This is a genomic window from Exiguobacterium sp. s166, assembly GCF_018618855.1.
Taxonomy (GTDB): domain Bacteria; phylum Bacillota; class Bacilli; order Exiguobacteriales; family Exiguobacteriaceae; genus Exiguobacterium_A.
In genome coordinates, this window is sequence record NZ_JACSMU010000001.1 from 874,301 (window position 1) to 897,658 (window position 23,358).

Annotated in this window: 18 protein-coding genes; 1 reads left to right on the plus strand and 17 read right to left on the minus strand. The window is 42.8% G+C overall.

Translation table 11 applies throughout. The annotated features are described in order from the left end of the window. Window positions 1-4: 4 nt before the first annotated feature. The 9 genes from KNP93_RS04305 to KNP93_RS04345 form a co-directional block, all read right to left on the minus strand. Window positions 5-1,060, minus strand: coding sequence for a polysaccharide biosynthesis protein (locus KNP93_RS04305; RefSeq protein ID WP_214853393.1), 1,056 nt, complete (start codon window positions 1,058-1,060; stop codon window positions 5-7). A 26-nt stretch (window positions 1,061-1,086) separates the two neighbouring features. After that, a complete protein-coding gene (locus KNP93_RS04310; RefSeq protein WP_214853395.1) occupies window positions 1,087-2,301 on the minus strand; it encodes a glycosyltransferase family 4 protein in 1,215 nt (404 codons plus the stop codon). After that, window positions 2,298-3,170, minus strand: coding sequence for an NAD-dependent epimerase/dehydratase family protein (locus tag KNP93_RS04315; protein WP_214853397.1), 873 nt, complete (start codon window positions 3,168-3,170; stop codon window positions 2,298-2,300). The genes KNP93_RS04310 and KNP93_RS04315 overlap by 4 nt, the downstream gene beginning before the upstream one ends. Before the next feature lie 7 nt (window positions 3,171-3,177). Then, window positions 3,178-3,804 (minus strand): sugar transferase, encoded by a 627-nt coding sequence (locus tag KNP93_RS04320; RefSeq protein ID WP_214853400.1) that lies wholly within the window; start codon window positions 3,802-3,804, stop codon window positions 3,178-3,180. A 29-nt stretch (window positions 3,805-3,833) separates the two neighbouring features. After that, window positions 3,834-5,684, minus strand: a complete 1,851-nt coding sequence (locus tag KNP93_RS04325; protein ID WP_214853403.1) for a polysaccharide biosynthesis protein — start codon at window positions 5,682-5,684, stop codon at window positions 3,834-3,836. Window positions 5,685-5,723: 39 nt separating this feature from the next. Continuing rightward, window positions 5,724-6,617 (minus strand): UTP--glucose-1-phosphate uridylyltransferase GalU, encoded by an 894-nt coding sequence (gene galU / locus KNP93_RS04330; RefSeq protein WP_131972137.1) that lies wholly within the window; start codon window positions 6,615-6,617, stop codon window positions 5,724-5,726. 188 nt (window positions 6,618-6,805) lie between these two features. Beyond that, on the minus strand, window positions 6,806-7,570 hold the full coding sequence (locus KNP93_RS04335) for a tyrosine-protein phosphatase (RefSeq protein ID WP_214853405.1): 765 nt from the start codon (window positions 7,568-7,570) through the stop codon (window positions 6,806-6,808). An 11-nt stretch (window positions 7,571-7,581) separates the two neighbouring features. Next, window positions 7,582-8,277 (minus strand): CpsD/CapB family tyrosine-protein kinase, encoded by a 696-nt coding sequence (locus KNP93_RS04340; RefSeq protein ID WP_131972133.1) that lies wholly within the window; start codon window positions 8,275-8,277, stop codon window positions 7,582-7,584. Further along, on the minus strand, window positions 8,270-9,001 hold the full coding sequence (locus tag KNP93_RS04345; RefSeq protein ID WP_214853407.1) for a YveK family protein: 732 nt from the start codon (window positions 8,999-9,001) through the stop codon (window positions 8,270-8,272). Before KNP93_RS04345 ends, KNP93_RS04340 begins: the two co-directional genes overlap by 8 nt. Before the next feature lie 198 nt (window positions 9,002-9,199). Here KNP93_RS04345 and KNP93_RS04350 point away from each other — a divergent pair, with 198 nt between their 5' ends. Continuing rightward, window positions 9,200-10,357, plus strand: a complete 1,158-nt coding sequence (locus KNP93_RS04350) for a hypothetical protein (RefSeq protein WP_214853409.1) — start codon at window positions 9,200-9,202, stop codon at window positions 10,355-10,357. 41 nt (window positions 10,358-10,398) lie between these two features. Here the strand turns inward: KNP93_RS04350 and KNP93_RS04355 are convergent, their stop codons facing one another. The 8 genes from KNP93_RS04355 to KNP93_RS04390 form a co-directional block, all read right to left on the minus strand. Then, window positions 10,399-11,328: an LCP family glycopolymer transferase gene (locus KNP93_RS04355; protein ID WP_214853411.1), complete on the minus strand. Its 930-nt coding sequence runs from the start codon at window positions 11,326-11,328 to the stop codon at window positions 10,399-10,401. Window positions 11,329-11,509: 181 nt separating this feature from the next. After that, entirely contained in the window at window positions 11,510-12,199 is a 690-nt protein-coding gene (locus tag KNP93_RS04360) for a hypothetical protein (protein ID WP_214853412.1), read from the minus strand. A 27-nt stretch (window positions 12,200-12,226) separates the two neighbouring features. After that, entirely contained in the window at window positions 12,227-12,931 is a 705-nt protein-coding gene (locus tag KNP93_RS04365) for a hypothetical protein (RefSeq protein WP_214853415.1), read from the minus strand. Window positions 12,932-12,947: 16 nt separating this feature from the next. After that, entirely contained in the window at window positions 12,948-13,649 is a 702-nt protein-coding gene (locus KNP93_RS04370) for a hypothetical protein (protein WP_214853418.1), read from the minus strand. Window positions 13,650-13,665: 16 nt separating this feature from the next. Beyond that, window positions 13,666-15,234, minus strand: a complete 1,569-nt coding sequence (locus KNP93_RS04375) for a S8 family peptidase (RefSeq protein ID WP_214853420.1) — start codon at window positions 15,232-15,234, stop codon at window positions 13,666-13,668. 158 nt (window positions 15,235-15,392) lie between these two features. Continuing rightward, window positions 15,393-17,003, minus strand: coding sequence for a S8 family peptidase (locus KNP93_RS04380; protein WP_251138606.1), 1,611 nt, complete (start codon window positions 17,001-17,003; stop codon window positions 15,393-15,395). Window positions 17,004-17,149: 146 nt separating this feature from the next. Then, the gene (locus tag KNP93_RS04385; protein WP_214853423.1) at window positions 17,150-19,831 is read right to left on the minus strand and encodes a glycoside hydrolase family 70 protein; all 2,682 of its coding nucleotides are present in this window, start codon (window positions 19,829-19,831) and stop codon (window positions 17,150-17,152) included. Between the two features lie 212 nt (window positions 19,832-20,043). After that, a complete protein-coding gene (locus KNP93_RS04390) occupies window positions 20,044-23,343 on the minus strand; it encodes a hypothetical protein (protein WP_214853426.1) in 3,300 nt (1,099 codons plus the stop codon). Window positions 23,344-23,358 lie beyond the last annotated feature (15 nt).

Sequence of the window (23,358 nt, forward strand, 5' to 3'; positions counted from 1 at the left end):
CTCCTTACATCAATTCAATGATGCTATCTGATTCGACTTTTTCGCCTTTCCATTGTGCTAGCTCATACTGAATATAAGGAAGATTTAAAAGCATTTCTTTTACTTGCTCCACGTTTACTCGATTTGTATTGTCAGAGTTATACTCCAAATGGTCGCGAACTAACTCGTTACCTTCTGTAAAGAATTTTTCATAGTTCAAATCACGTGTGTCGGCCGGTATACGATAGTACTCACCGTGATCTTCTGCTTTAACAAATTCTTCTTTAGTAAGTAGCGTCTCATACGACTTTTCACCATGACGTGGTCCGATGATTTTAAAGTCACTTTTCGCATTGAATAGTTCCTTTAACGCAGTAGCCAGTTCAAAAATTGTACATGCAGGGGCTTTTTGTACAAAAATATCTCCCTGTTTAGCATTGTTAAAGGCATACAATACTAAATCAACTGATTCTTCCAATGACATCATATAGCGTGTCATACTCGGATCCGTGATTGTTAAATCTTTTCCTTCTTTCATCAAATTGACGAACAAAGGAATAACCGATCCCCGTGAAGCCATAACGTTACCATAACGTGTTGAACAGAATACTGTCTCGTCTTCAGAAACATTGCGTGAAGCTGCAATCATACACTTCTCAGCCATTGCTTTTGAAATTCCCATAGCATTAACTGGATAGACTGCTTTATCTGTACTTAACAAAACGACACGTTCCACATTATGATACTTTGCAGCACGAAATACATTATCTGAACCTTGGACATTTGTCTTGATTGCTTCCATTGGATAAAACTCACATGAAGGGACTTGCTTTAATGCAGCAGCATGAAAAACATAGTTCACATCCTTCATTGCGTCAGCGATACTGTTGTAGTCCCTAACATCACCAATATAATATTTAACTTTATCGTTTTGAATTAAGTTACGCATATCGTCTTGTTTTTTCTCGTCACGGCTAAAGATACGTATTTCTTTGATATCTGTATCAATAAATCGTTTTAATACTTGATGACCAAATGATCCTGTACCGCCTGTAATTAATAATATTTTATCTTTGAACATTTTTATGTACTCCAATCTATAAAAACTTATTTTTTTTCGAAATAGCCATCCATTTCATTCATCAATTTTTTCTTATTGAATTTTTTTTCACAATATTTTTTAGAATTCATACCCATTTCATTTAATTCTTCAGACGATAAATTAACGAATTGAATTAAATTAGTAATCATTGACTTAACATCATTTGGTGAACTTGATAAGCCAGATAGTGATTCTTTAATAATGGAATCACACTCTCCTTCAACCGAAGCCAAGACCGGCATACCACATGCCATATATGATTGTAATTTCGCAGGAATTGTCATTGAAAATAATTTACTATTTGCTAGAGTAAGAACTGCAACATCATGCTCTGCTAGGATTTCCGGAATTGCTTCTGCAGGTTGTTTATCTACGAAAGTAAACATGTCATCTACATCGTTCATCTTAACTAAGGCTATGAGCTCAGATTTATAGCGTCCATCACCAACTAAAGTGAATTTTATTTGTTTCTTTAGATTAAGTTTTTTCACTTCAGCAGCTACTTTCGGCAAAATATCCAAACCTTGTGCATTACCAATATTACCTGTGAATACAAACGAACGAATATTTTTTTCTTCATGAACCTCTTTATCCTCTATTACTCTATAAAACTCTTCGGCATATTGAGGCCAAAATTTTAATTTTTCTAATGGAACACCTCTTTTAGAAATTGCTGTTACAAAGCTGTTAGAAGTTGTAAAAATTTTTGTTGTTCTTTTATAAATGTAATCAACCATTTTTCCAATAGCATTCAAAATATTTTTGTTATGAATACCTGTTACAATTTCTACATTTTCTGGCCATAGATCTTGTACGTATAGAAAACACGGTATTTTCTTTTTTTGTGCAAACCATATTCCCGGAAGCGCTTGAGTCATAGGAGAAACTTCAAATATAAATACATGTGTGGGATTTAATTTGGAAAATAAGGACCATATTCCGCCGCTTATTACGAATGAAATATAATTTAAGACTAAATTAACAGCTGAATTTCCTCTTGGAACGATTGGTAAGCGAATAATATTTATTCCTTCATAATTTTCTCTATTCTTTTTACTAAATCCGTATCCATCAAAAAATTTTCCTTGAGGATAGTTTGGAATCCCTGTAACTACAGTTACTTCGTATCCTCGTTCAATCCATTCCTTACACATATCATTTATTCGAAAAGTTTCCGGAAAAAAATACTGACTAATCACTAGTATATGTCGTTTATTCAAGGTATATCCCTCTCCGTTTTTACTATACTTTCATAGAAATCATTCACCCAATAATCATTTAGGTTTTGATGCTCTGATAATTTTTTATCATAGACTAAATTTCCAAATAGCTTATTAAAAATTTCTTGTTTTTTTATTAGTATTTTTATTAAATAATTAAACCCTGGTACAAGAATCAATTTTTTGTCATTTACTTCAGCAATTGTTTTAACTAGTTCAGAAGTAGTCACGTAGGATTTATTTTGAGGGAAAAATGTACCCTTAACATTTTTTAAAATAATAGTTGCAATGAATGAGGATAAATTATCTATATGTAGCATACTTCTTTCGTTATAAAAATCTGGGAATACAGGAGTAAGTTTCGATAACTTAGATAGTTTCGAATAATTTCCTTTCGAGTTTCTTCCATAAATCATTGGTGGTCTAATAACTGCAATGTTAAAGCTATCATCTTCTAGCTCTTTTATTAATTTCTCTGCTTGTAATTTGCTATCTCCATAAAAATTAGATGGTACTGGAATAGTATTCCCATCAATTTTTGTCTTATTTAAACTTCCTTCTCCATATACAATAATGCTACTCATGAAAATAAATTGTTTCACACCATCTTGTCTTGATTTTTTTGCTAAATCAAAAGTTAAATCCCGATTCACTTTGTAATATAAATCTTTCAATTTAGGATTACGTGATGAATGAGCTATTCCCGCTAAATGTAAAACCACATCATAATTTGAAAAATTTTTATTCTTCCATTCATTTGTTTTCACATCTATAAATTCTATACTAATCTCGGTAGAGTTAATTTTGATCCATTTATAAAATTCAGTGCCTATATAACCATTCTTTCCCGTTATCAGGACCTTTTTCATAATTTCGTTACTCCTTTGTACTTGCAACTTCTTTTACAGTAATCTTTCCTGTACCGCCTTCAACTACTCCGTCACTTTTCAAAACACTAAAGATTGTTGCGACGAAACACCGGGTATCCATCAGGATTCCCATTCGTTTTACATACTCTCCATCTAACTTGGCTTTGATTTCAATCGGTAGTTCATCCCGTCCATTAATTTGCGCCCAGCCTGTCAAACCGGGTAATGTGTCATTGGCTTGATACTTATCACGTTCATCGATTAAATCGTATTGATTCCATAAAGCCGGACGTGGTCCGACAAATGCCATCTCACCTTTTAAAATGTTAAAGAGTTGTGGTAATTCATCGAGGCTAGTTTTACGTAAAACCTTACCAACACGCGTAATGTATACATCCGGATCGGCCAACAAATGCGTTGGTGTGTCATTTGGTGTTTCAATATACATCGTTCGGAATTTTAGAATATTAAAATGATTTTTATTCAGTCCTACTCGTTTTTGCTTAAAAAACACGGGACCTCGTGATTCAATTTTAATTGCAGCCATAATTAAGATAAAGACAGGAATCAATACTAAACAGGCAACACAGGCAATCGAAAATCCAAGTGGACGTTTGATTTTTAAGTAATTCAAATTTCATTCCTCCTTTTAGAAATCGCTCGTCAGACTAAATTTTCTTCACGAACCACTACGTCGTTCGCAATATCAAGTAAGACGTTTCTTAATTGCAGTGGTGCATTCTTATGTCGATCCACTATATTTAAAATATTCATGACTGGTTCTTTTTGACGTGTTCGGCCTACAAAAATCTTCGGATAAATTGCTTCCGGATCCACTTCGCCATCTTTCAGTAGTTCTTCATACATTTTCTCACCCGGGCGAATCCCTGAGAACACGATCGGCATCTCGTCTTCCGTAAAACCACTCAGTTCAATCATATTTTTCGCAAGATCAACGATTTTGACCGGCTCTCCCATATCAAGGATAAATACTTCTCCACCATCCGCTAAGATACCGGCTTGAATGACTAACCGACTTGCTTCCGGAATTGTCATGAAGAAACGTGTCATCTCTGGATGAGTGACCGTAACTGGTCCCCCAGCTAAAATTTGTGATTTAAACAGTGGAATGACAGAGCCACGACTACCCAGTACATTTCCGAAACGTACGACCGCAAATTTTGTTTTGCTACGACATCCCAGCTCTTGAATAACCATTTCCGCAATCCGTTTTGTGGATCCCATGACGTTTGTTGGATTTACGGCCTTATCAGTTGAAATCATCACAAATCGTTCTGCTTCGAATAAGTCAGCTACTTCGGCAACATTTTTTGTCCCGTACACGTTGTTTTTAACTGATTCGTACGGGTTCGCTTCCATTAACGGCACGTGTTTGTGGGCTGCTGCGTGGAACACTACCTGTGGTTTATGTGTCGCAAACACTTCTTCCAGTCGTGTGCGATCTTGGACATCCGCAATGATCGGGACTAAGTTAATCGGAAACTGAAGTCCGCGTAGCTCTCGTTCAATCAGATAAATACTGTTTTCACCATGACCTAGCAGTACAAGTGTCGTTGGATTAAATTGAATGATTTGTCGGCAAATTTCTGATCCAATCGATCCGCCTGCTCCGGTCACAAGAACCGTTCGTCCCTCGATTTCAGATTTAATCCCTGAAATATCGAGTTCAACCGGTTCACGACCAAGTAAATCTTCAATCGAAACATCACGAATCGCATTGACAGAAACCTTACCGGTAATCAATTCTTCGATCATCGGCAACGTCTGAACGTTTTTACAAAGCGTTTTCGCTTCCGTGATCAGTTCGACTCGTCGTTGTTGCGTCAATGACGGAATTGCAAGCACAATCGCTTCAATCCGGTGCTTTTCGATGACCGACTTTAAGTTCGCTGTTGTCCCAACCACTTCAATCCCTTGAATCATGAAATGCATATTTTTTGGATCATCATCCAAAAATGCAACAGGCTTTAACTCATGGAACGGAGATACGTATAATTGGCGGACTAAAGACCTTCCAGCTCGACCTGCTCCAATGACAAGAGTTCGTTTACGCGACTTGACCAATTTTCTTGGTAACGCGTATTTTCGCCAATGTTGTCCGATTCCGAGTAACCGTAAAGCGACACGAATCGCTCCGAGCAATAATAATGAAATACAAAAACTAAGAATCGTGATGCGTTCAAGCACTTGTCCGAACACAAATTTTTGATAAACCATCAGCCCAAGCGAACTGGCACCGAGTGACAAGGACAAGGTCAGCGCCTCTTGGATACTGGCATACTTCCAGTTGACACGATACAACTTCATTAAAAAGGCCAATGTGACAAACAACAATGCAAAGACAGCAGCTGATTGAAGTAATAATTTACTATCAATCAAATCAAACAGTTCTTTAGGATATAAGAAGAAGTAGGTGAATCCCATCGCAACCCCTAAGGCTACGGCATCAATGCAGGCTAAGGTCAACGTGCGGTAATAATAGTAGAATTTCAAAGGACACTCTCCTTTCTCGTTTGGTGGTTACAGCATTTTTCAGACTAACGAAGATGCCTTCGCCCGTTCTGCGAGTAAGTCTGCCATCATCTTAGCAACGTCGTCTCCAAGATCATCGCGTTTTAAGGCAAACTCGAGTGTCGTTTGAATAAATCCTAGTTTTTCCCCGACATCATAGCGCTTGCCGTCGAATTCATAGGCAAAAACCCGCTGCATTTCATTCAGTCGTGTAATTGCATCCGTCAATTGAATCTCACCGCCGGATCCGACTTCCTGTGTTTCCAAGTATTTAAAAATTTCCGGTGTCAGTAGATAACGACCTAAAATCGCTAAGTTTGATGGTGCTGTTCCCGGTGCCGGCTTTTCAACAAATGATTTTACCTTATGTAAGTTCTCTGAGATGCTTGTGCTTGGATCGACGATACCGTAACGATGTGTATCTTTATCCGCAACAGGTTGAACGCCGATGATGGAACTGTTCGTAATCTCATACTGCTCGATTAATTGACGGGTACATGGGACGTCTGCCTGAACAATATCATCCCCAAGCATGACAACAAACGGTTCGTTTCCAATAAACGCTTTCGCTTGCAGAATTGCGTCTCCAAGACCTTTTGGCTTTGATTGACGAATGAAATGGATATTAATGTTTGTTGTCGCTTCGACGAGATGGAGCAACTCCGATTTGTTTTTCGCAATCAAGTTCGCTTCCAGTTCCGGCACGGAATCAAAATGATCCTCAATCGCGCGTTTCCCTTTACCGGTAATAATTAAAATATCTTCAATCCCCGATTCAATCGCTTCTTCAATGATATATTGAATCGTCGGCTTATCGACGATCGGCAACATTTCCTTCGGCATCGCTTTGGTTGCCGGTAAAAAACGTGTGCCGAGCCCGGCAGCTGGAATAACAGCCTTTTTGACACGAGTCATGATACCCCTCCTCATCTCATTTAATTCCCCTATAATATAATTAATTTGGAATTCTTTATGTAATTTACATTAACACATCCATCAATGACACTTCTATAAAATTTTCCATATACCTAAAATGTAAACGATATCATCGAAAAAAGAGAGTGTATTTCCACTCTCTTTACAATTTCTTGACATTACATCTTTTATACCCACTGACCTTTCCAGTTTTTTTCAACCGGATTCGGAGGATTGATTGTCACGAGTTGGTTTAAAAGAACTGCTTCATTATTTTCATAAATTTCTTCATACAACCAGTCTTCTAATTCATGCTCCAAATATGTCCGGCATTGTTCCCAATAAAACGGGCGTTTTTCAGTATGGTGGGCGTCTGATGCCACAAGATGCGCCAAACCGTTTTCGAGTAACGCAACGGCAAAACGTTGGACATCTTTACCGTACTTACCGATCAGGCTGGCACATGTCACTTGACTGATTGCCCCGTTTGAAATCAAATCAAACAACAATGTCGGGTTTTGAATGATCGCTTTGTTTTTTTCCGGGTGAGCGATGACGGGAACATAACCATCTGAAATCAATTCGGCAAACATTTGTCGTGCATACGACGGAATTCCGGTCGAAGGAAACTCAATCAGTAAATAACGGGAATTCGCGAGAGGTAGCGCTATGCTCTTTTGAACTTCTTCGATTAAATCCCCCGTCAAACGAATCTCATGCCCGGGGTAAACAACAATCGGAATATTTCGTTGATGGAGTAAGACGTTTAGTTCATCGACGGTCAGTTTCACATCGACGTCTTCCGTCTCAAACTGCGGATGGAACAGGTGAGGTGTCGCAATGATTCGTGTGACACCTTCACTCGCGGCCTGCTCTGCCAGCTGTAACATTTGCTCGACACTCGCCGGACCATCGTCGACCAGCGGTAATAGATGACAATGAAGATCAACCATAATGGCACCCCTTATTCATAGGAATAATAGTATTGATACGCTGAATCATCCGTCAGCTCCCGGCGGTTCAAGACGACACCGAGAATCTTCGCTTCTGCCAGTTCGAGTTGTTCTTTGGCCTTTAAGACCCGTTGACGATCTGACGTCATACAGCTGACGACCAGGACGACTCCGTCCGTCAATTTAGACGTAATCCGGCTGTCCGCGACTTGAAGTAGCGGGGGTGCGTCCAAGATGATGACATGGTACTCTTCCCGTAATTTTAAAATGAGGTTTTCCATTGATTTGGATGATAACAATTCAGCCGGGTTCGGTGGGATTGGTCCTGCCGTCAGGATCGATAAATTTTCGATTTTTGTCGGCATGATTGCTTTTTCAAGTTCCGCTTGCCGCGTTAATAAACTGGATAGACCAAGACCGTTTGCGACACGGAACGTATAATGCACGGTCGGACGGCGCATATCCGTATCGATAATCAATACCTTTTTCCCTTGTTGCGCATATGCGACGGCAAGATTAGAAGACGTTGTCGATTTCCCTTCGCTTTGTGTGGCTGATGTTACGAGTATGACTTGAATTTCTTTATCCACTGCCATGAATTCAATATTTGTCCGGATGGTCCGGTATTGTTCTGCAATTGGCGACTTCGGTTGAGTGACCGTAATTAAATTACGGGCATCTTTGTTCATCTTATTTTTCTTAGCCATATTGTTTTGCCGCCTCCCGTTTTGCTGCTTTCGCTGATGACTTAAAGACTTTGCTGTCGATATCCGGAATACTTCCTAAAACAGGCAGATCAAGAATTTGCTGAACCTGCTCCTCTGTCCGGATCCGGCGGTCAAGCACTTCACGTAAGAAGGCAAGACCTACTCCCAATAAGAAGCCAACCACTGCAGCGATGGCTGTATTTAAAATGATGTTTGGACTGACCGGAGCTGTCGGAATGCCCGAAACAGATAACACTTTGACGTTATCGACATTCATTAAATCCGTAATGTCTTCACTGAACACGCTCGCAACCGAGTTTGCAACGTTTGACGCAAGGGCAGCATCTGTATTTTGAACGGATACATTGATGACTTGCGAATTTTGTTCACTTTCAACGGTGATCATATTGTTTAAGGCGTTAATACTAGTGGGAGAATTTTCCACTTCTGCCTGAACCTTTTCGAGAATAGCCGGACTCTTGATGATGACGCGGTATGTATTGACAAGTGTGACGGACGATTGGACTTGTGAAGCATCAATCACATCGTTTTCCTGTTTTTTCGGTGTGACTAAAATTTGCGTACCGGCTTGATAGGTCGGTTTGATCAAAAAGGTACTGACGGCAAATGAGATGACGGCTGCGACGATGGTCAATGCGAGAATCCGCCAAAGCGATTTTCTCAAAATTGAAAATAATTCCTGTAAGCTGATCGTTTCATTCATAGTTTAATTATTCTCCTTTATTTGTCTAATACGGTGTCTTTTTTCATCAACTAGAACTCAGTATAACAAAAAATTGGGAAATGGTTGATTAAATTTCAGGAAATAACATACGTTTTTTGAAATTTGTTGCGTATAATAAAGAATGACATGTTTCGTTTTACATGAATTTCCGGATATCAACATAGGAGGAAGATCTTCATGCATCGCTCTCTACAAACCCTTCAATACTATACATCGCACTCGGAAGAAGACATCCGTCGCCTTCATGAACGGATTCGTTTAAGCCTTGCTTCGACAGAATCGTTAACAGATACGATGATTCGTTTGACCGGCCAAACACCACTCGTTCCATTCAAGCAGGATACAGTGACCGCCGAAGAATGGTCAGCTTTTTTAGCCGGCAAACATCATAATGAATTGGCGGATTTTTATGGAACACTCGTGGCTCGTCCGATTCTTGAGGAAGATGGCCCTGTCGAACCTAAAGAGGACATCGAAATTGCTCCAGCCCTATCGCGGACGCACCGTGAACCAGAAGCCATCCGTCGAAACAAAGTGAAAACCCGACCAGAACAACGCATTAAAAGAAAAATCCCTTGGGGTTGGGTTGCTCTACTGATTTTATGTTTCCTTCTTGGTGCCGGTGGAACATATGTCTATTCCAATTACATCGCGAGTCCATCTTCCAGCAAACCGAAGTCAACAATCGAACAACCGGTCACTGTTGAAAAAGAAAAGGAAAAAACAAAAGAACCAACGCCGGAGGTCAAAGAAGAATCAAATGTCATTTACGTCAAAAGCAGAAACAGCAACATCTATAGTGACTCTGCCTTGACCGATCTACTTTTTGAAGCTGACTTTGGTGACGGTTACCGGGTTCTTGAAACGACCGACTCCATCAGTAAGATTGAATTGACGGATGAATTGACAGGTTATATCAAAAATAACGATACGACGAAGTCTTTAAAAGGAGACGCGATTGCTGACGAATCCTTATTGACGTGGGTCAATGACAATCTCGATACAAGCTTCGTCACCGAGACGCTCATTGACCTTATCGGCAAAAAAGCCGAAGATTTAAATAGTACTTATGGTCCACCGGAACGGACGTTTTCCGATGAAGTCAACACGTATCTGTTTTACGGAACTCATTTTTTTACCCTTCAAAATAACAAGGTCATTGCGATTGACTGGGCTGAAACAGCCATCACCAATGCTGAACTGGCGACACTCGCTCCTCTCCAACTCGAAACAGAGACGACTGGTCTTGTGACCAGTAATTCTTATCGCCTGCAACGGTTTGAACAAACAGAAACAAGTACCAGCCGGGTGCGATTGGCTGAACAAAATCTATAACAGTAAAAGGGACAATCCATTTTTCGGATTGTCCCTTTTGTTTACTCCAGACCAAGCGAGTAACGTAATGCGGTTTTCGTTTGGGCCAGTGAATCATCAGTCGGATGCCAGTAATAAATGCCATCCGCTTCTTTTCCACCTGTTCCTTCAAGCTTTAAATTCTTTTGATTTTTAAACGCATCCATGTAATCAAAGGCAAGTGTCCGCATCGGTTTGAATGATACATTTGTCTGAGCATTTTTACCTACGACATCCATGATCGCATTGAACTTACTGACGGAAACATCCGATGATAATTTAGCGACAACTTGTTCGATGACTTGGCGTTGACGCATTTGACGACCGAAGTCACCACGCGGATCTTCATAACGCATCCGTGTATACTTCAAGGCTTCATCACCGTTTAAGTTAATTTTTCCGACCGTGAACTGTTTATCGCCGACTTTGAAATCTAGATCGTTATTAACAGTCACTCCACCAACCGCATCAACGAGTGAGGTGAATCCTTCCATATTGATTTCTGCATAGTAGTTGATTGGAATATCGAGAAACTTCTCGACGGTTTTAATCGCCATTTCCGGTCCACCGAACGAATAGGCATGGTTGATTTTATCATTTGTCCCCTTACCGACGATCTCAACTTTCGTATCGCGTGGGATACTGATCAAACGACTTTCGTTTTGTGTCGGGTTGAGCGTCATGATCATAATCGAGTCGCTTCGTCCGTTTGTTTCACCTTTACGACGATCGACACCCAGCAATAAAACAGACACCGGTTTTTGTTTCTCGACGACTTCGTCACCCGTATTTTTGATTGGCGACTGGATCTTTTTGACGGTTTGATCAACCTGATAATACGTGTAGCCGATAAACCCTCCGATTCCGATGACCAGCACTAGAGCGATTAACAGCATAACCTTTAACGGCGTCCAGCGCTTTTTGACTTTCCTTCTTTTTTTGACACGTTCCACTTTCCCACGTTCCCTTCTATTATACGTTGCTTGTTTCCTATGTAACTTCATGAGTTCTCGTTATTATCGGTCAAATAAAAACGATCTTACAGTCGAGTATACTGAAAATTACGGGCGAATTGTCAAAAACGGGAAAAGATGAAAAAAAGAGTCTACCGGTTGGCAGACTCTTTCGTCCTTATTAATATGACATTTGACTTGAGACAGTGTACGTTTTCTTTTTTACATTGTATTCGAGCATGACAAATTTTTTCTGTTTTGTCGAAGTCGGGAAGACATATGTTTTAAACTCTGATTTAATCGCAAGTCCTAAATCGATCTCCTGCTTAGTTTGGACAGATGTCATATCAATTGAATCCAGTCCTGTCCATTCGCCCAATCCTTTTCCTGACAATACACCATCCAATTGTTTTTCAGTCATTCCTGTTTTAATTTTCGCGCCTTTTGCAAGTTTCATCTTACTTTCACGCGCGCCTGTCGAAGAGTCACGGAACAGATCAAGCGACTTCGATGTCAAACGATAAACCGAACTATTTTTCTTCGTCATGAACATCAGCGTCGTAATATCAGAAGGCACGATTTCCTTTTTGTCATAAAAACTATAAATCGTCGTCTTTTGACCTTGTGTCGTGCTCGTCGCCTCTGCTTTTTGCTTGAGGACGGTCATTCCGTTCTTTTTCGTTAATTGTTTTTTATAGTCTTTTCCGTAAAGAACTTTTGCTGCCTGTTCAATCGTCATCCCATTCTTCAACGTCTTGAATTGTGTCGTTACCTTTGTTTCTTGTTTCGTTGCCGCTTCTGCTGTTCCGGCGATCAGTGTTGATCCGGCGATTAATGCTGCGATTGTGAGTTTACTAAATGTTGTTTTCATGTGTAGTCGCTCTTTTCTGTTTTAGGATTAGTAGAGTTCTTGCGTACTCGATATATTTTCCATCCAATCGACACGATAGGTTTTTTTCTTTGAATCAAATGTCATATGGACTTGTAATCGTTTGTTCGGATGATTTGTCCGAAAAATATAGATTTTTGTTTTGCCTTCACCAAGACCCATTTTTTTCAGCTCTTGTTTGGAAAAGCTATGACTGAAGTCTGTTGTCGACCATGTCATCCAGTCCCCCAGACCTTTTCCTGTCAATACGTTGTCGAGCTGCTGCTCCGTCATATCGTACTGGACCTGTTTGCCTCGTTTGAGTTGTCGATCACTTTGCCGGACGCTCATCGGATTTTCCCCACTGAAATCAAGGGACCTTAATGCCAAACGGTAGACTTTATCTTTCGGCTTAGCTGCAAACAAAAAGGTCATATAGTTTTTTTCCTCTTTGCCGGGAACGAAGTACACTGTGAAGTCTAAATCCTTAGACGTCTCTTCTTTTGGTGACTTTTCCTTTAAAATCGTCCGTCCATTCTTTTTCGTCAGGTGTTTTTTATACGTCTTTCCATATCGTTGTTTCGCAAACTCGGCGATCGTCATGCCTGTCTTATACTTTGTAAAATCCGTCGTGACTTGTTTTTCCTGTTTCGTGGCCGCGTCGACCGGGATACTCACTACAGTCGAAGTCATGAGCGACACCAAGACCGCATATTTCAAAATTTCTCTTAGCATGAAAGACTGCTCCTTTTTACTTCATTTCAATCGGGAAGATAGAAAAGTTATCTAACTTATACTGCTTGCTCCGGCCGTCAAATCCCATCGTCATACTGATTTGTTTCTTTGGATTCGAACTTTTAAAGACATACATTTTAGCTCGTCCCCGGTAGTCATGCTCTTTTTGTTGCTGTTTGGTTTGAACAGCACGATAATTCCAAGACCAACGTAGCGCTACCATGCCCAATCCTTTACCGGACAAAAGCTGATCGAGCTCTGCTTCCGTTTCTTCTCCCTCAATATGTGTCACATGTCGGAGCATCCGAGTACTTTCACGTAAACCAGTAGTCGTATCTGCTACAAACTGCAGCGTCTTTTCCGTGAGGTAGTATGTTGTTTTGTTCTTCTTTGTGTAAAATTTAAGCGTCGTCACTTGGGGTAACGTCTTTGATTGGTCATAAAACGAATATTGCCGTGACCGATGACCTTGTTCATTCTTAGCCCAATCTGCTTTTTTCTTAAAGACCGTCGCTCCATTCGTCTGTTTTAAATGCTGTTTGTATGATGGACCGTACATGATTTTGGCGATTTGCGTCACGGTCAGACCGAACTTAAACAACCGGTATTCTTTTAATACGCGCTGTTCTTCCTTCGATGCAGCTTGTCCGTCGAGTGTCCCGCTCAAGCAGAGGACACCGATGACAAGGACCAGCACCAATTGTTTTAAACACTTCATGATGTTCCTACTCTCTTCATTTCAGTAATCGAACCGCCCGATCGGCATCGAGGCGACCGTATCCGTATGACGAATCATAGCCTTTCGCGCCAAGATCCTGTGCTGATTTTTTAAGGATCGCTTCCACTTCCGACGCTTTGATCGTCGGCTTCAGACTGTAGAGGAGACTCGCGACACCGACGACGTGTGGGGCTGCCATCGAGGTCCCACTCCAAAAAGCGGATTCACCGTCACTGAGATAACTCGGGATGTCTTGTCCCGGAGCGACTAAATCCAATCCCTTGCCATAGTTTGAGAACGACGACCGTTTATCGAACCGGTTCGTCGATCCGACCGAAAACGCATACTGGGACCGGGCCGGATACGACAATTTACTTTGTCCTTCGTTTCCGGAAGCGACGATGACGAGAACCCCTTTTCGCTTCGCATATGCGAGAGCGTCTTCGATAGCCCGGGATGAAAATCCACCGCCGATGCTGATATTGATGACTTTGGAACCTTTTTTAACAGCATGTAAAATCCCTTTCGCGATATCCGAGTTCGACCCGTAGTTGTCTTCGCCGAGCACTTTGATCGGAATGATCGAAGCCTTGGCATTGATGCCGGACATGCCGTACGTGTTATTGCTGTTCGCAGCGATGATACCAGCGACATGCGAGCCATGCCCGTGATCATCGATTGCCTGTTGCCGGCGGTTGACGAAATCGTAGCCGAGGTCCATCCGGACACGTCCGGCAAAGTCCGCGTACGTCGGATTGATACCGGTATCGATGACCGCGACGAGCACCGTCGATTGTTTCTTCCCGGCAATCCGTTTCTTCATCGCATCGAAGTTGATATCGGCGCCTTTGACGCCACCGCGTTGCCCTGTATTGTTTAGTGACCACTGATACGATTTGAAGACGTCGCCTCCGAGTCCATGCATGGAGCTGTCGAGCTCGACATACGCAACACTGTTCGATTTTGCGAGTTGCTGTTTCGCCGCCAATGCCTGCATGACCGTCCGGTACGTGAACTTGACGAGGCCGAGGCCGGCATCAATTGTTTCGTGCTTGACGGCTGCCGTTTTCACGGACAGTTGTTGTTTCTGGCTGTTCTCTCCTGTCATCTTGACTACGAGGCTGCTTGACTTCGCAACCGTACCCGATTGACCAATCGATTCCCGAAGTGGTTGCAACCGTTCAAGCTTAAACGGCACGACAAACGACGCATTTTTCTTCCCTTCGATTTCTATGTACTGACGACCACTCCAACTGAGCGGGAAGACGAGCGACTGATCCGTAACTTGATCATATCGTCCGTAAACCAGTTGTCGTTTGTAGTCGGATTGTAATTTATAAACGGTGACGGCTTCTGTCTCGTCGGCAGCAAATTTCAGATGGGTTCCGCCTGTCAGGTAGGTTTTCGTATCGAAATAAAATAATGCTTTTCCTTTACTGTCAAACTTGCCTTTGATATAGGCTTTCTTTGTTTTCGCGTCCAGCGTCGGTAATTTCTTTGCCCCGGTACCTGCTGCTTCTATTTGAGTCGGGATCATCGTCCCGAGAAGACCTGCTACTGTCAATCCTGCGATCCATTTCTTCATTTCTCCACTCCTTCATCCACCTTTTGACCTACAGAACCAGTATAATGGAAAATTTTACGCTAAACACCTAATTTTTACGTTTCGCGTAGATTTTTTTCTGTTTTCAAGTCACTTCACACAAAAGGTGGATCCGGCGTCAACCGGATCCACCTTTTGTTTCATTTAATGTAACTCGTCGCCCGGTCAGCATTCAGACGACCGGAACCATAGGTCGTATCATATCCTTTCGAACCGAGGTCCTTCGCTGATTTTTTGAGGATACTTTCGACGTCCGCTGACTTGATCGTCGGCTTGAAACTGTACAAGACACTGGCGACAGCGGCGACATGCGGCGCGGCCATCGATGTTCCGCTCGCAAAGGCAAGTTCTCCGTCTGCGAGATAACTCGGAATCGCGACACCTGGTGCGACAAGATCGAGTCCCGTTCCGTAGTTCGAGAACGACGCCCGTTTATCTGTCCGCCCTGTTGCACCAACGGAAAGCACATATTTCGAGCGTGCCGGATATGATAGATCCTTTTTGCCGGCGTTCCCGGAGGCGGCGACGATCAGTACATTTTTACTTTTCGCATAAGCCAGTGCCGACTCGACCGCCTTGGAAGAGGTATCGCCACCGAGACTGAGGTTAATGACTTTGGCACCTTTTTTCACCGCATGATTGATTCCACTGACCAAGTCCGACGTATAGCCGGCACCGTTCTCATCGAGGACCTTGATCGGAATAATCGAGGCTTTGGCATTAATCCCTGTCATCCCATACGTATTGTCACTTCCGGCTGCAATGATACCGGCGACATGCGACCCATGCCCGTAATCATCCCACGCCGTCTTCGAACGGTTGACGAAATCATAACCAAGATCCATCCGGACTTTCCCGGCGAAATCGGCATAACTCGGATTGATACCGGAATCGATGACCGCAACGAGCGTTGTCGACTGTTTTTTCTTCGCAATCCGTTTCTGCATCGCCGTCAGACCGATATCCGCTCCTTTCAACCCTTTTTTCTGACCGGTGTTCAGGAGCGACCATTGATGATGCTTGAAAGCGTCCGTTCCGAACGCTTGAATCGGCGTATCATATTCGACGTAGGCCGTCGCACTCGACTGCTCAAACTTTTGTTTCGCTAATTTCGTTTCCGCCGCTGAACGATACGTCAATTTTTCTAAACGCAATTCCGGAGCAAAAGCTTCGACAGACTTGGCACCAAGACTGCTGCTGCGTACCATACCCGCTTTTGTCTGGATGATAAGAGCCGTTGTCGTACTCGCTTTCGTTTTAACAGAGGAACTGCTCGTCGCATCAATCGGTTCGTAACGCGAGACACTGAACGGGACGGAATATGTATCGCCCGGGTAACCTTCTAAAATCAAGTACTGCCGTCCACTCCAGCTGAGCGGGAAATACATCGTCTCGTCGTTACGCTGGAAATAACGATTGTAGACGCGTCCCGCATCAATGTCTGCCTTACTCGTAAACATCGTGCCGTAGACATCCCAATCCAGTTCAAATTCAAGATGAGTTCCGTCCTGAACAAAGTCTTTGGCGTCCATGTACCAGATAGCAAATCCGTCTTCATCAAATCGTCCTTTCATCGGTGTTCCGGCATAACTGCCATGGAATGTCGGTAACGTTTTTGCTTGATTGATTTGTTTTGCACTGACAGTTTTTTGTGTTGTACCAGCAATTTTTTGTTGCGCGACGGCTTCCCCGTTTACGCTGAGTCCCATGAACAAACTCGCGGCAAGACTTCCTGCAATGATTTTTTTCATTCCTTCGCCCCTTCAATTGTCTTAGGTCTATACCCCTATATACCCGTTAATTTTGGAATAATGTGGAATATTAAAAATCATTTACCTGATTCCTTTATTTTTGGAATAAAAATATCCACCACCTCAATAGGTGATGGATATTCGCTTTACTTCACGATGACTTTGAATGTTTTAACGACCTTGTAATTTTCAACAGTCGTATAGGTAACGCGAATTGATGTTGTTCCTTTAGTGACTGCTTTAACTTGTCCTTTTGTGTTCACCGTCGCGATTTTTTTATTGAGCGACGCATAGCTGACAGATTTGATTTTATCGCTTGCTGACGCATAACCGATTGTCGTTGTTTGACCTTTTTTCAATGTTTTTTGTGTAGCTTTCAGCTTCACTTCATTAACTTTCGTTTCGATCGGTAATGTAGTTGTCAGGACGAATCCGTCTTTTAATGTCACGGTTGCCGTCACAGTCGTTTTGCCTGATGCTTTACCAACGAGACGTCCCGTAGTATCCACTGTTGCTTTTGACGTGTCCGCTACTTGATAACGAATCGATGATACAGTTGATGACGTATTCAAGACTTTTGTTTTCAGGTTGATACCTTTTCCTTGATAGACACTTGCTTTCTCGATTGTTGCCGTCGGTGCTTTTGTTGTTTGTGGAACGAAGACACCGAGGTATCCATTTACTTCTGCCGTTCTCATCCCTTTAACCGGAACTGTCAAGATTCCGTTTTTGTCTGTGACAAGTTTCGTTTGGGTTACACCACTCGCATCGACAAAGACTTGGTTCGTATGTTGTTTGCCCATATCGACTTTGATTGTCGTGTTAAGTGTTGACTTCTTCCCGATGACTGTCGCAACACCCGTGTTACGGTCTTTACCGAGTCGGACACTTGAAATCAAATGACTGCCGGCGACTTTTGAAGTGTTCGTCGTATGATACGCCACTTTCTGAGCACCGTATGCATATTGCTTACGGACTTTCAGTAAGTTCGTGATTTCGTCATAGTATGGCGTTTGCTTAGACATATATGAAGCATCCGTCTGATACAAGTCACCGTAGTAAACAGTCGGAACCGTATCTTTGTTCGTCAGCAAGAACGCATATTGTGAGACGACGTTATCCACTGAATACTTTTTCTTTGTGCTTGCGAGTTCTGCATTGTAGATTGCGAGTGCTTGTTTTTCTGTATCTTTATCGTACATTTTTTCAAACGATTTCGGCTCTTCGCCTGCTTTGTACTGAATACCTGTTTTGATGCCGTACAGATCGAGCATGATCTGGTTGACGCGGTTCTTCTCTTGATCGTGGTTATTAACGAATGACCAGTTAGCTGATACATCTGTTGCACCAGTCGCTGAACGATCAACAGTTGAACCTGTCACGATGGCACTCAAGGGACGTTTTGATGCTTCATTTCCAAGGGCATTCCGCATCGTGAAGTAAAGTGGTGAGTCCATGATCAGCTGCTCATCGTTATTAGCTTTCATGTATGCTTTTTGCTCTGACTTATAGCTCTCGATATAGCTTAAATGCTCTTTTTTACCGAAGTGTTCTTTCGCGACTTCTGCTTCCGCTTTTAAAATCGCTGTATCGTAGTGTGACGCTGCATCAATCCGGAAGCCGTCGAACTTGTATGTTTCAAGCATCCACTTCATCCAGTTCTTTTGTTCTTTGATGACTTCTTTGTTCGAGTTGGCTAAGTCTACGCCAAGTAAGAACTCATCGTTATTCGTCATCGTCTTGTTATAGGCTTGAAGCGGAAATCCTGTTTCATCTACGAAGAGGAACTGATCTTCGATATCGATGCCCGAGTTATCATTCTGATACGAACGTTCTTCTGTTCCGTATCCGTAAGTTGCTTGTGTCTTCATGTATTCTTCCGTCAACTTCGCAATCGTTCCATTGTCCGCTGACGCGAGGAGTGCTTCTTTTGTCTCGAAACCATTTTCTTTCATATAAGCAAGGTAACCCGGATCCTTCGCGTATTGCGATAACATCGGTTTCCAGTTCTGCGGTGAAACTTCATACCAACCGTCAGCCGCGAGATAAGTATCGACGACATTCAAGTTTTGAGTTTTAGACGCTTCAATCAACCATTCAGGTAAATAGTTTTTCTCATTCTCCGGTCCAAAGTAACGGTACGGTTTACCGTCTTTGTCCGTCATGACACGTCCTGTACCTTGACCTTGAAGCGATGTTCCATTTAAGAAGGTTTTGTTCCACTCTTTGAGGTACCCGTATTTTTCTTGTCCCTGTCCGCCGCCTTTTGTATAGGCGAGGTAAGGTGTCGCGAGCGTTTTTGTTGTCTGTCCGCCCGTGTATGGATTCGTGAATAACTCACCTGAGCTTGTCGCACGACGTACGAAAACAGCTTCCCGCTTGTTTAATCCAAGCATCTGGTTTGGGACCAAGTCCATTTGAACTTTGATGTTGTCATCATGCAACATGTCGACCATCATCTCGAGATGACTAGCTTTTCCGTATTTCGTCGCCGTTGCGCCGCCCGGTCCTTGCGGGAATTCACCTAAGTCATACCGATCGGCGATAGCATACCCTTCCATGTAACGCGCCATATCAAACGAACGATAAGCAGGTGGCATCCATACATCTGTTACTCCCCATGAGTTTAACAGGTCACCTTTTTTAGCAAGTGTCCGATACATGTTGCTGTCATATGGCTGATAGAGACTAAAACTTTGGAAAATGACATGATTATCTAATTTTTCACCTGATGTATAAGCTGCTGCTTGTTTTGGTGCTACACCGAAGCTACTTGTTGCTACGAGGGTAGCAAGCAGTCCAGCCGATACTTTTTTGGTATTCTTCATCAATATAAGTCTCCTTTACTATCTGTATTTAATTGATTATTTTTTCCTTTAATTACTAAACAACATCACATAATTTAACATCTTTCTTTCAAGATAACACCTTCTATTTTTCAAAAAAAGTCAATATATTTAACAAAATGCAATCGATTGCACTAATTGTCATAAAAAAGAACACCTTCCATCCATTTCCAGACGAAAGGTGTTCGAGGGAATTAGTTTAATCCGAGAAGAACTGCTTTCTCGTAACCGCCAGTCAAGACTGAGTTGTCGTATGACTGAAGATCTTTGTTGACGACAATGACGTTCGACAACGTTTTGAGTGTACCAGCCGGGACTTTGATTTTAACGATATCAAGTCCGTTCGATACGATGTCATCTGAGTCAGCAAGCGAGATACTTGTTCCGACCGGAAGTGATTTTCCGTTCAGGATGTAGTTCGCTGTGCTTGTCGCATCGTACATACCAGAGTATTGAACGCCCTCTGTGAACTTGATGCGGATGACGTCTTTCTCGTTTTTCTCGTTTGCCGAGACTTTAACGATTTCGAACGGCGTCAAGACTGGTTTAACAGGCGTTTTCATGAGTTTGAAGTCATGTGTCGCTGTTGCAACCGTGTTACCGACATCATCAGACAATGATTTGACGACGACTTTCCAGTCTTCGCCGTACCCTTCCATGTCGACGAGTTTTTGCAGGCTCTCGTTTGCTTTGACTTGGAAGTTTTTGTCCGTTGTATCCGTGTACTTGACGACAGATCCGTCGATTGTAACGATTTTTCCATCTTTGTTCTTACCGATGAATTCAACTGTCGTTTTCGGAGGCAAGACGATACCGTCCGCATTGATGAGTGGCGTGTTGTACTCATCGAGGTCACGGATTTTCACCGGCTCGCTCATCATGACAACGAAGTCGTTTGTCATTGGTACGCGGTCGATCGTGTTGATTTCAGCACTCTTCAGGTCCGGCGTGTTGAGCGGCGATCCTTCATAGCTGAGGTCAAGGATTAACGCATCGTTCTTCTCACCGTTCGCTTCGGCCTGGATGGCACCTTTGTCGAGCGTGATGCGGAACTTATCGTTGTAGTAGTTTTCTTTCGTGTTGACTGTATCGTAGATTTCCGTCCAGTCTTTCATCAACTCGATGACAGCTTCGCCCGTCTCTTTGTTATACGACGTGACATTGACATACTTGCTGAAGTCTTCGTATTTCTTCGTGTTCGAGTTGTAACGCTCAAACTTCAGTTCGTTATCAAGCAATGCAAGGATATTCGCATTTTTGAGGCCTTTGCTGAACATCACGCGGAATTGCTCAGGTGACTCAACAACGACGCCAGCTGTCGGTTTGACTGTGTCAGCCGCAACCGTGAAGTCGAGGTTTTGTGTCGTTCCAATGTTGCTTTCATCTGAAAGTGCTGCGAAGTCCATTGTATCCCAGACTTGAAGCGAGTGTTTACCTGCAGCGAAGTAACCTTCTTTGACACCTGGATAGTTGTCATCGAGCATGATACGGACTGTATCGCGGCGATCGACACCTGTTTTGTTGTCAAATCCGTAATGCGTGACTTTGAAGTACTTCTCTCCGTATTGACCGTCGATTTTGAATTTCGCAGAATCGACCGCTTCAGAGAATTTCACTTCGAGTTGGTTCAGACCGACTGCTTTAACAGATGTTACTTCAGCAGGACGGGCATCCGTCAACTTGAAGCTTGCTTTTGATTTCACTTCTGTATCCGTGCTGCTCGTGATTTTAGCGACGAGCTTAACGACTGCGTTGTCTTGGAGTGGTGTTTCTTTGTCCAGGATCAATTCGAATGCTTTTGGATTCGAAGGAATCGCTTTAACACCGATGACGCGTTTCATGCCGTCAAACTGTTCGATCTGGATGTTGTCGTTTGCGAGGTAATCTTCTTCGTGAAGACCTTGCATGACTTTATCAAGTCCGAATGATTTGAGTAAGAGTTCACGTGAGACTGCTTTATCGAGGAAGACCGTAACGCGATCTGCTTGGTTCGATTCAGCTGCGAGCACGTTAATCATCTCGATCGGAGCCGGAGTAACAGCGATTGTGCTGAACTTGACTTTCGTCTCTCCTGAAATCCTACCGATGAGGTTTTTGTAATCGCCTGCTGCCGTTTCGATGATTTCTGCACGGATCATAGCTTCGAGGTCCGTATTGCTGAACTCTGAAGTGAGGATGACCGTTGCTTTTCCGTCTTGAATTGTCACGCGGTCTTTTGCAAGGGCACCGAATGATGTTGATAATTTCAAGACGATATCGTCTGCATTTTTGTCGACTTCACCAGTTGCTTTGTCCTTGAGTAAGAACGTCACTTCTGTGTTGTCAGCTCCGTTTGCGACGATTGTCGACGCTTTCGGTGAGACTTCAAGCATCCAGAGGTTTTCAACGCCTTGTGTCATGAAACTCATTGAACCGAGGTCACGAGCGACGCCGCCGATCATGATGCCTTTCGCTTCCACTGTGTAGTCTTTATCGTACTCAAGACCTGACACGTCGAGAAGTGCTGATTTTTTGTCCGGGCTGAGGGTAACAGCTGTAACTGTTCCGCCTGCGATTTTGAAGTTTTCGACTGAAGCGCTATCAACCGCGCGTGAGAACGAGACTTCCACTTTTTTGTTGCCGATTGCTTTTGCTGACGTCAACATCGTGTTCGCTACTGTGAAGTCCATTGCTGCTGATTTCACATCGCCGATTTTCACGACATAGCTGTGTGTACCTTCAGGAATTCCGCCTTTCGAAGCCATGAATTTCCCTTTTGAAAGCGTCCCTTTGACGACGATTGGTGCTTTTGACATATCTTTACCTGGGTAAATTAAGAGTTCTGTCATTGCGCCTGCCGCTGCGTACATGACGTCTGCTTTAACAGAAAGTGTCTGATCATCGACGCTTCCCATGACGTTCATGATATTCGCTGCTTTGACTTCATAGTTGATTGAACCTGTCACGACAGAGTTCGCACCTTTGTATGAGTAAGCAAGCTTATACTTGCCTGCTTTTGATGTGTTTGGTGTTTTCAGGTTGAATTTGCTGATCGGGCGTTTAACGATGATACCTGATTTGTAACGGATGCTGATTGTGCTTGGAAGAACAACTTTTCCTCCGACTGCGACTGGTTCGAGGACTGGTTCGAGGACATCAACCGGATAGTTCTGAAGTTCTACTTTGAGGATTGCTTTTTTCGAAGTACCAGAAACTGTTCCATACAAGACTTGGAACTTGTTAATGTACTTTTTCTCGAACTTCACGGTACCGTTCCACTTCACTGAACGCATTTCGTACTTGCCGTTTGTGAGCTTGACTTTGACTTTCGTCGGTAACATCAATTTCTTAACAGCGTACTTATCACCGCCTGCATGTTTCATCAAGATCGGTTCGATGTATTTGACAGAGACCTTCGAAGCCGCGTCAGCAGCAACCGGTGCGACGACAGATGCAGTGACTGCGAGTGCAGCTGCAGCAGCGTACAATTTGTTTGATTTTTTCGTGTAAGCCATGTTTACAATTCCTCC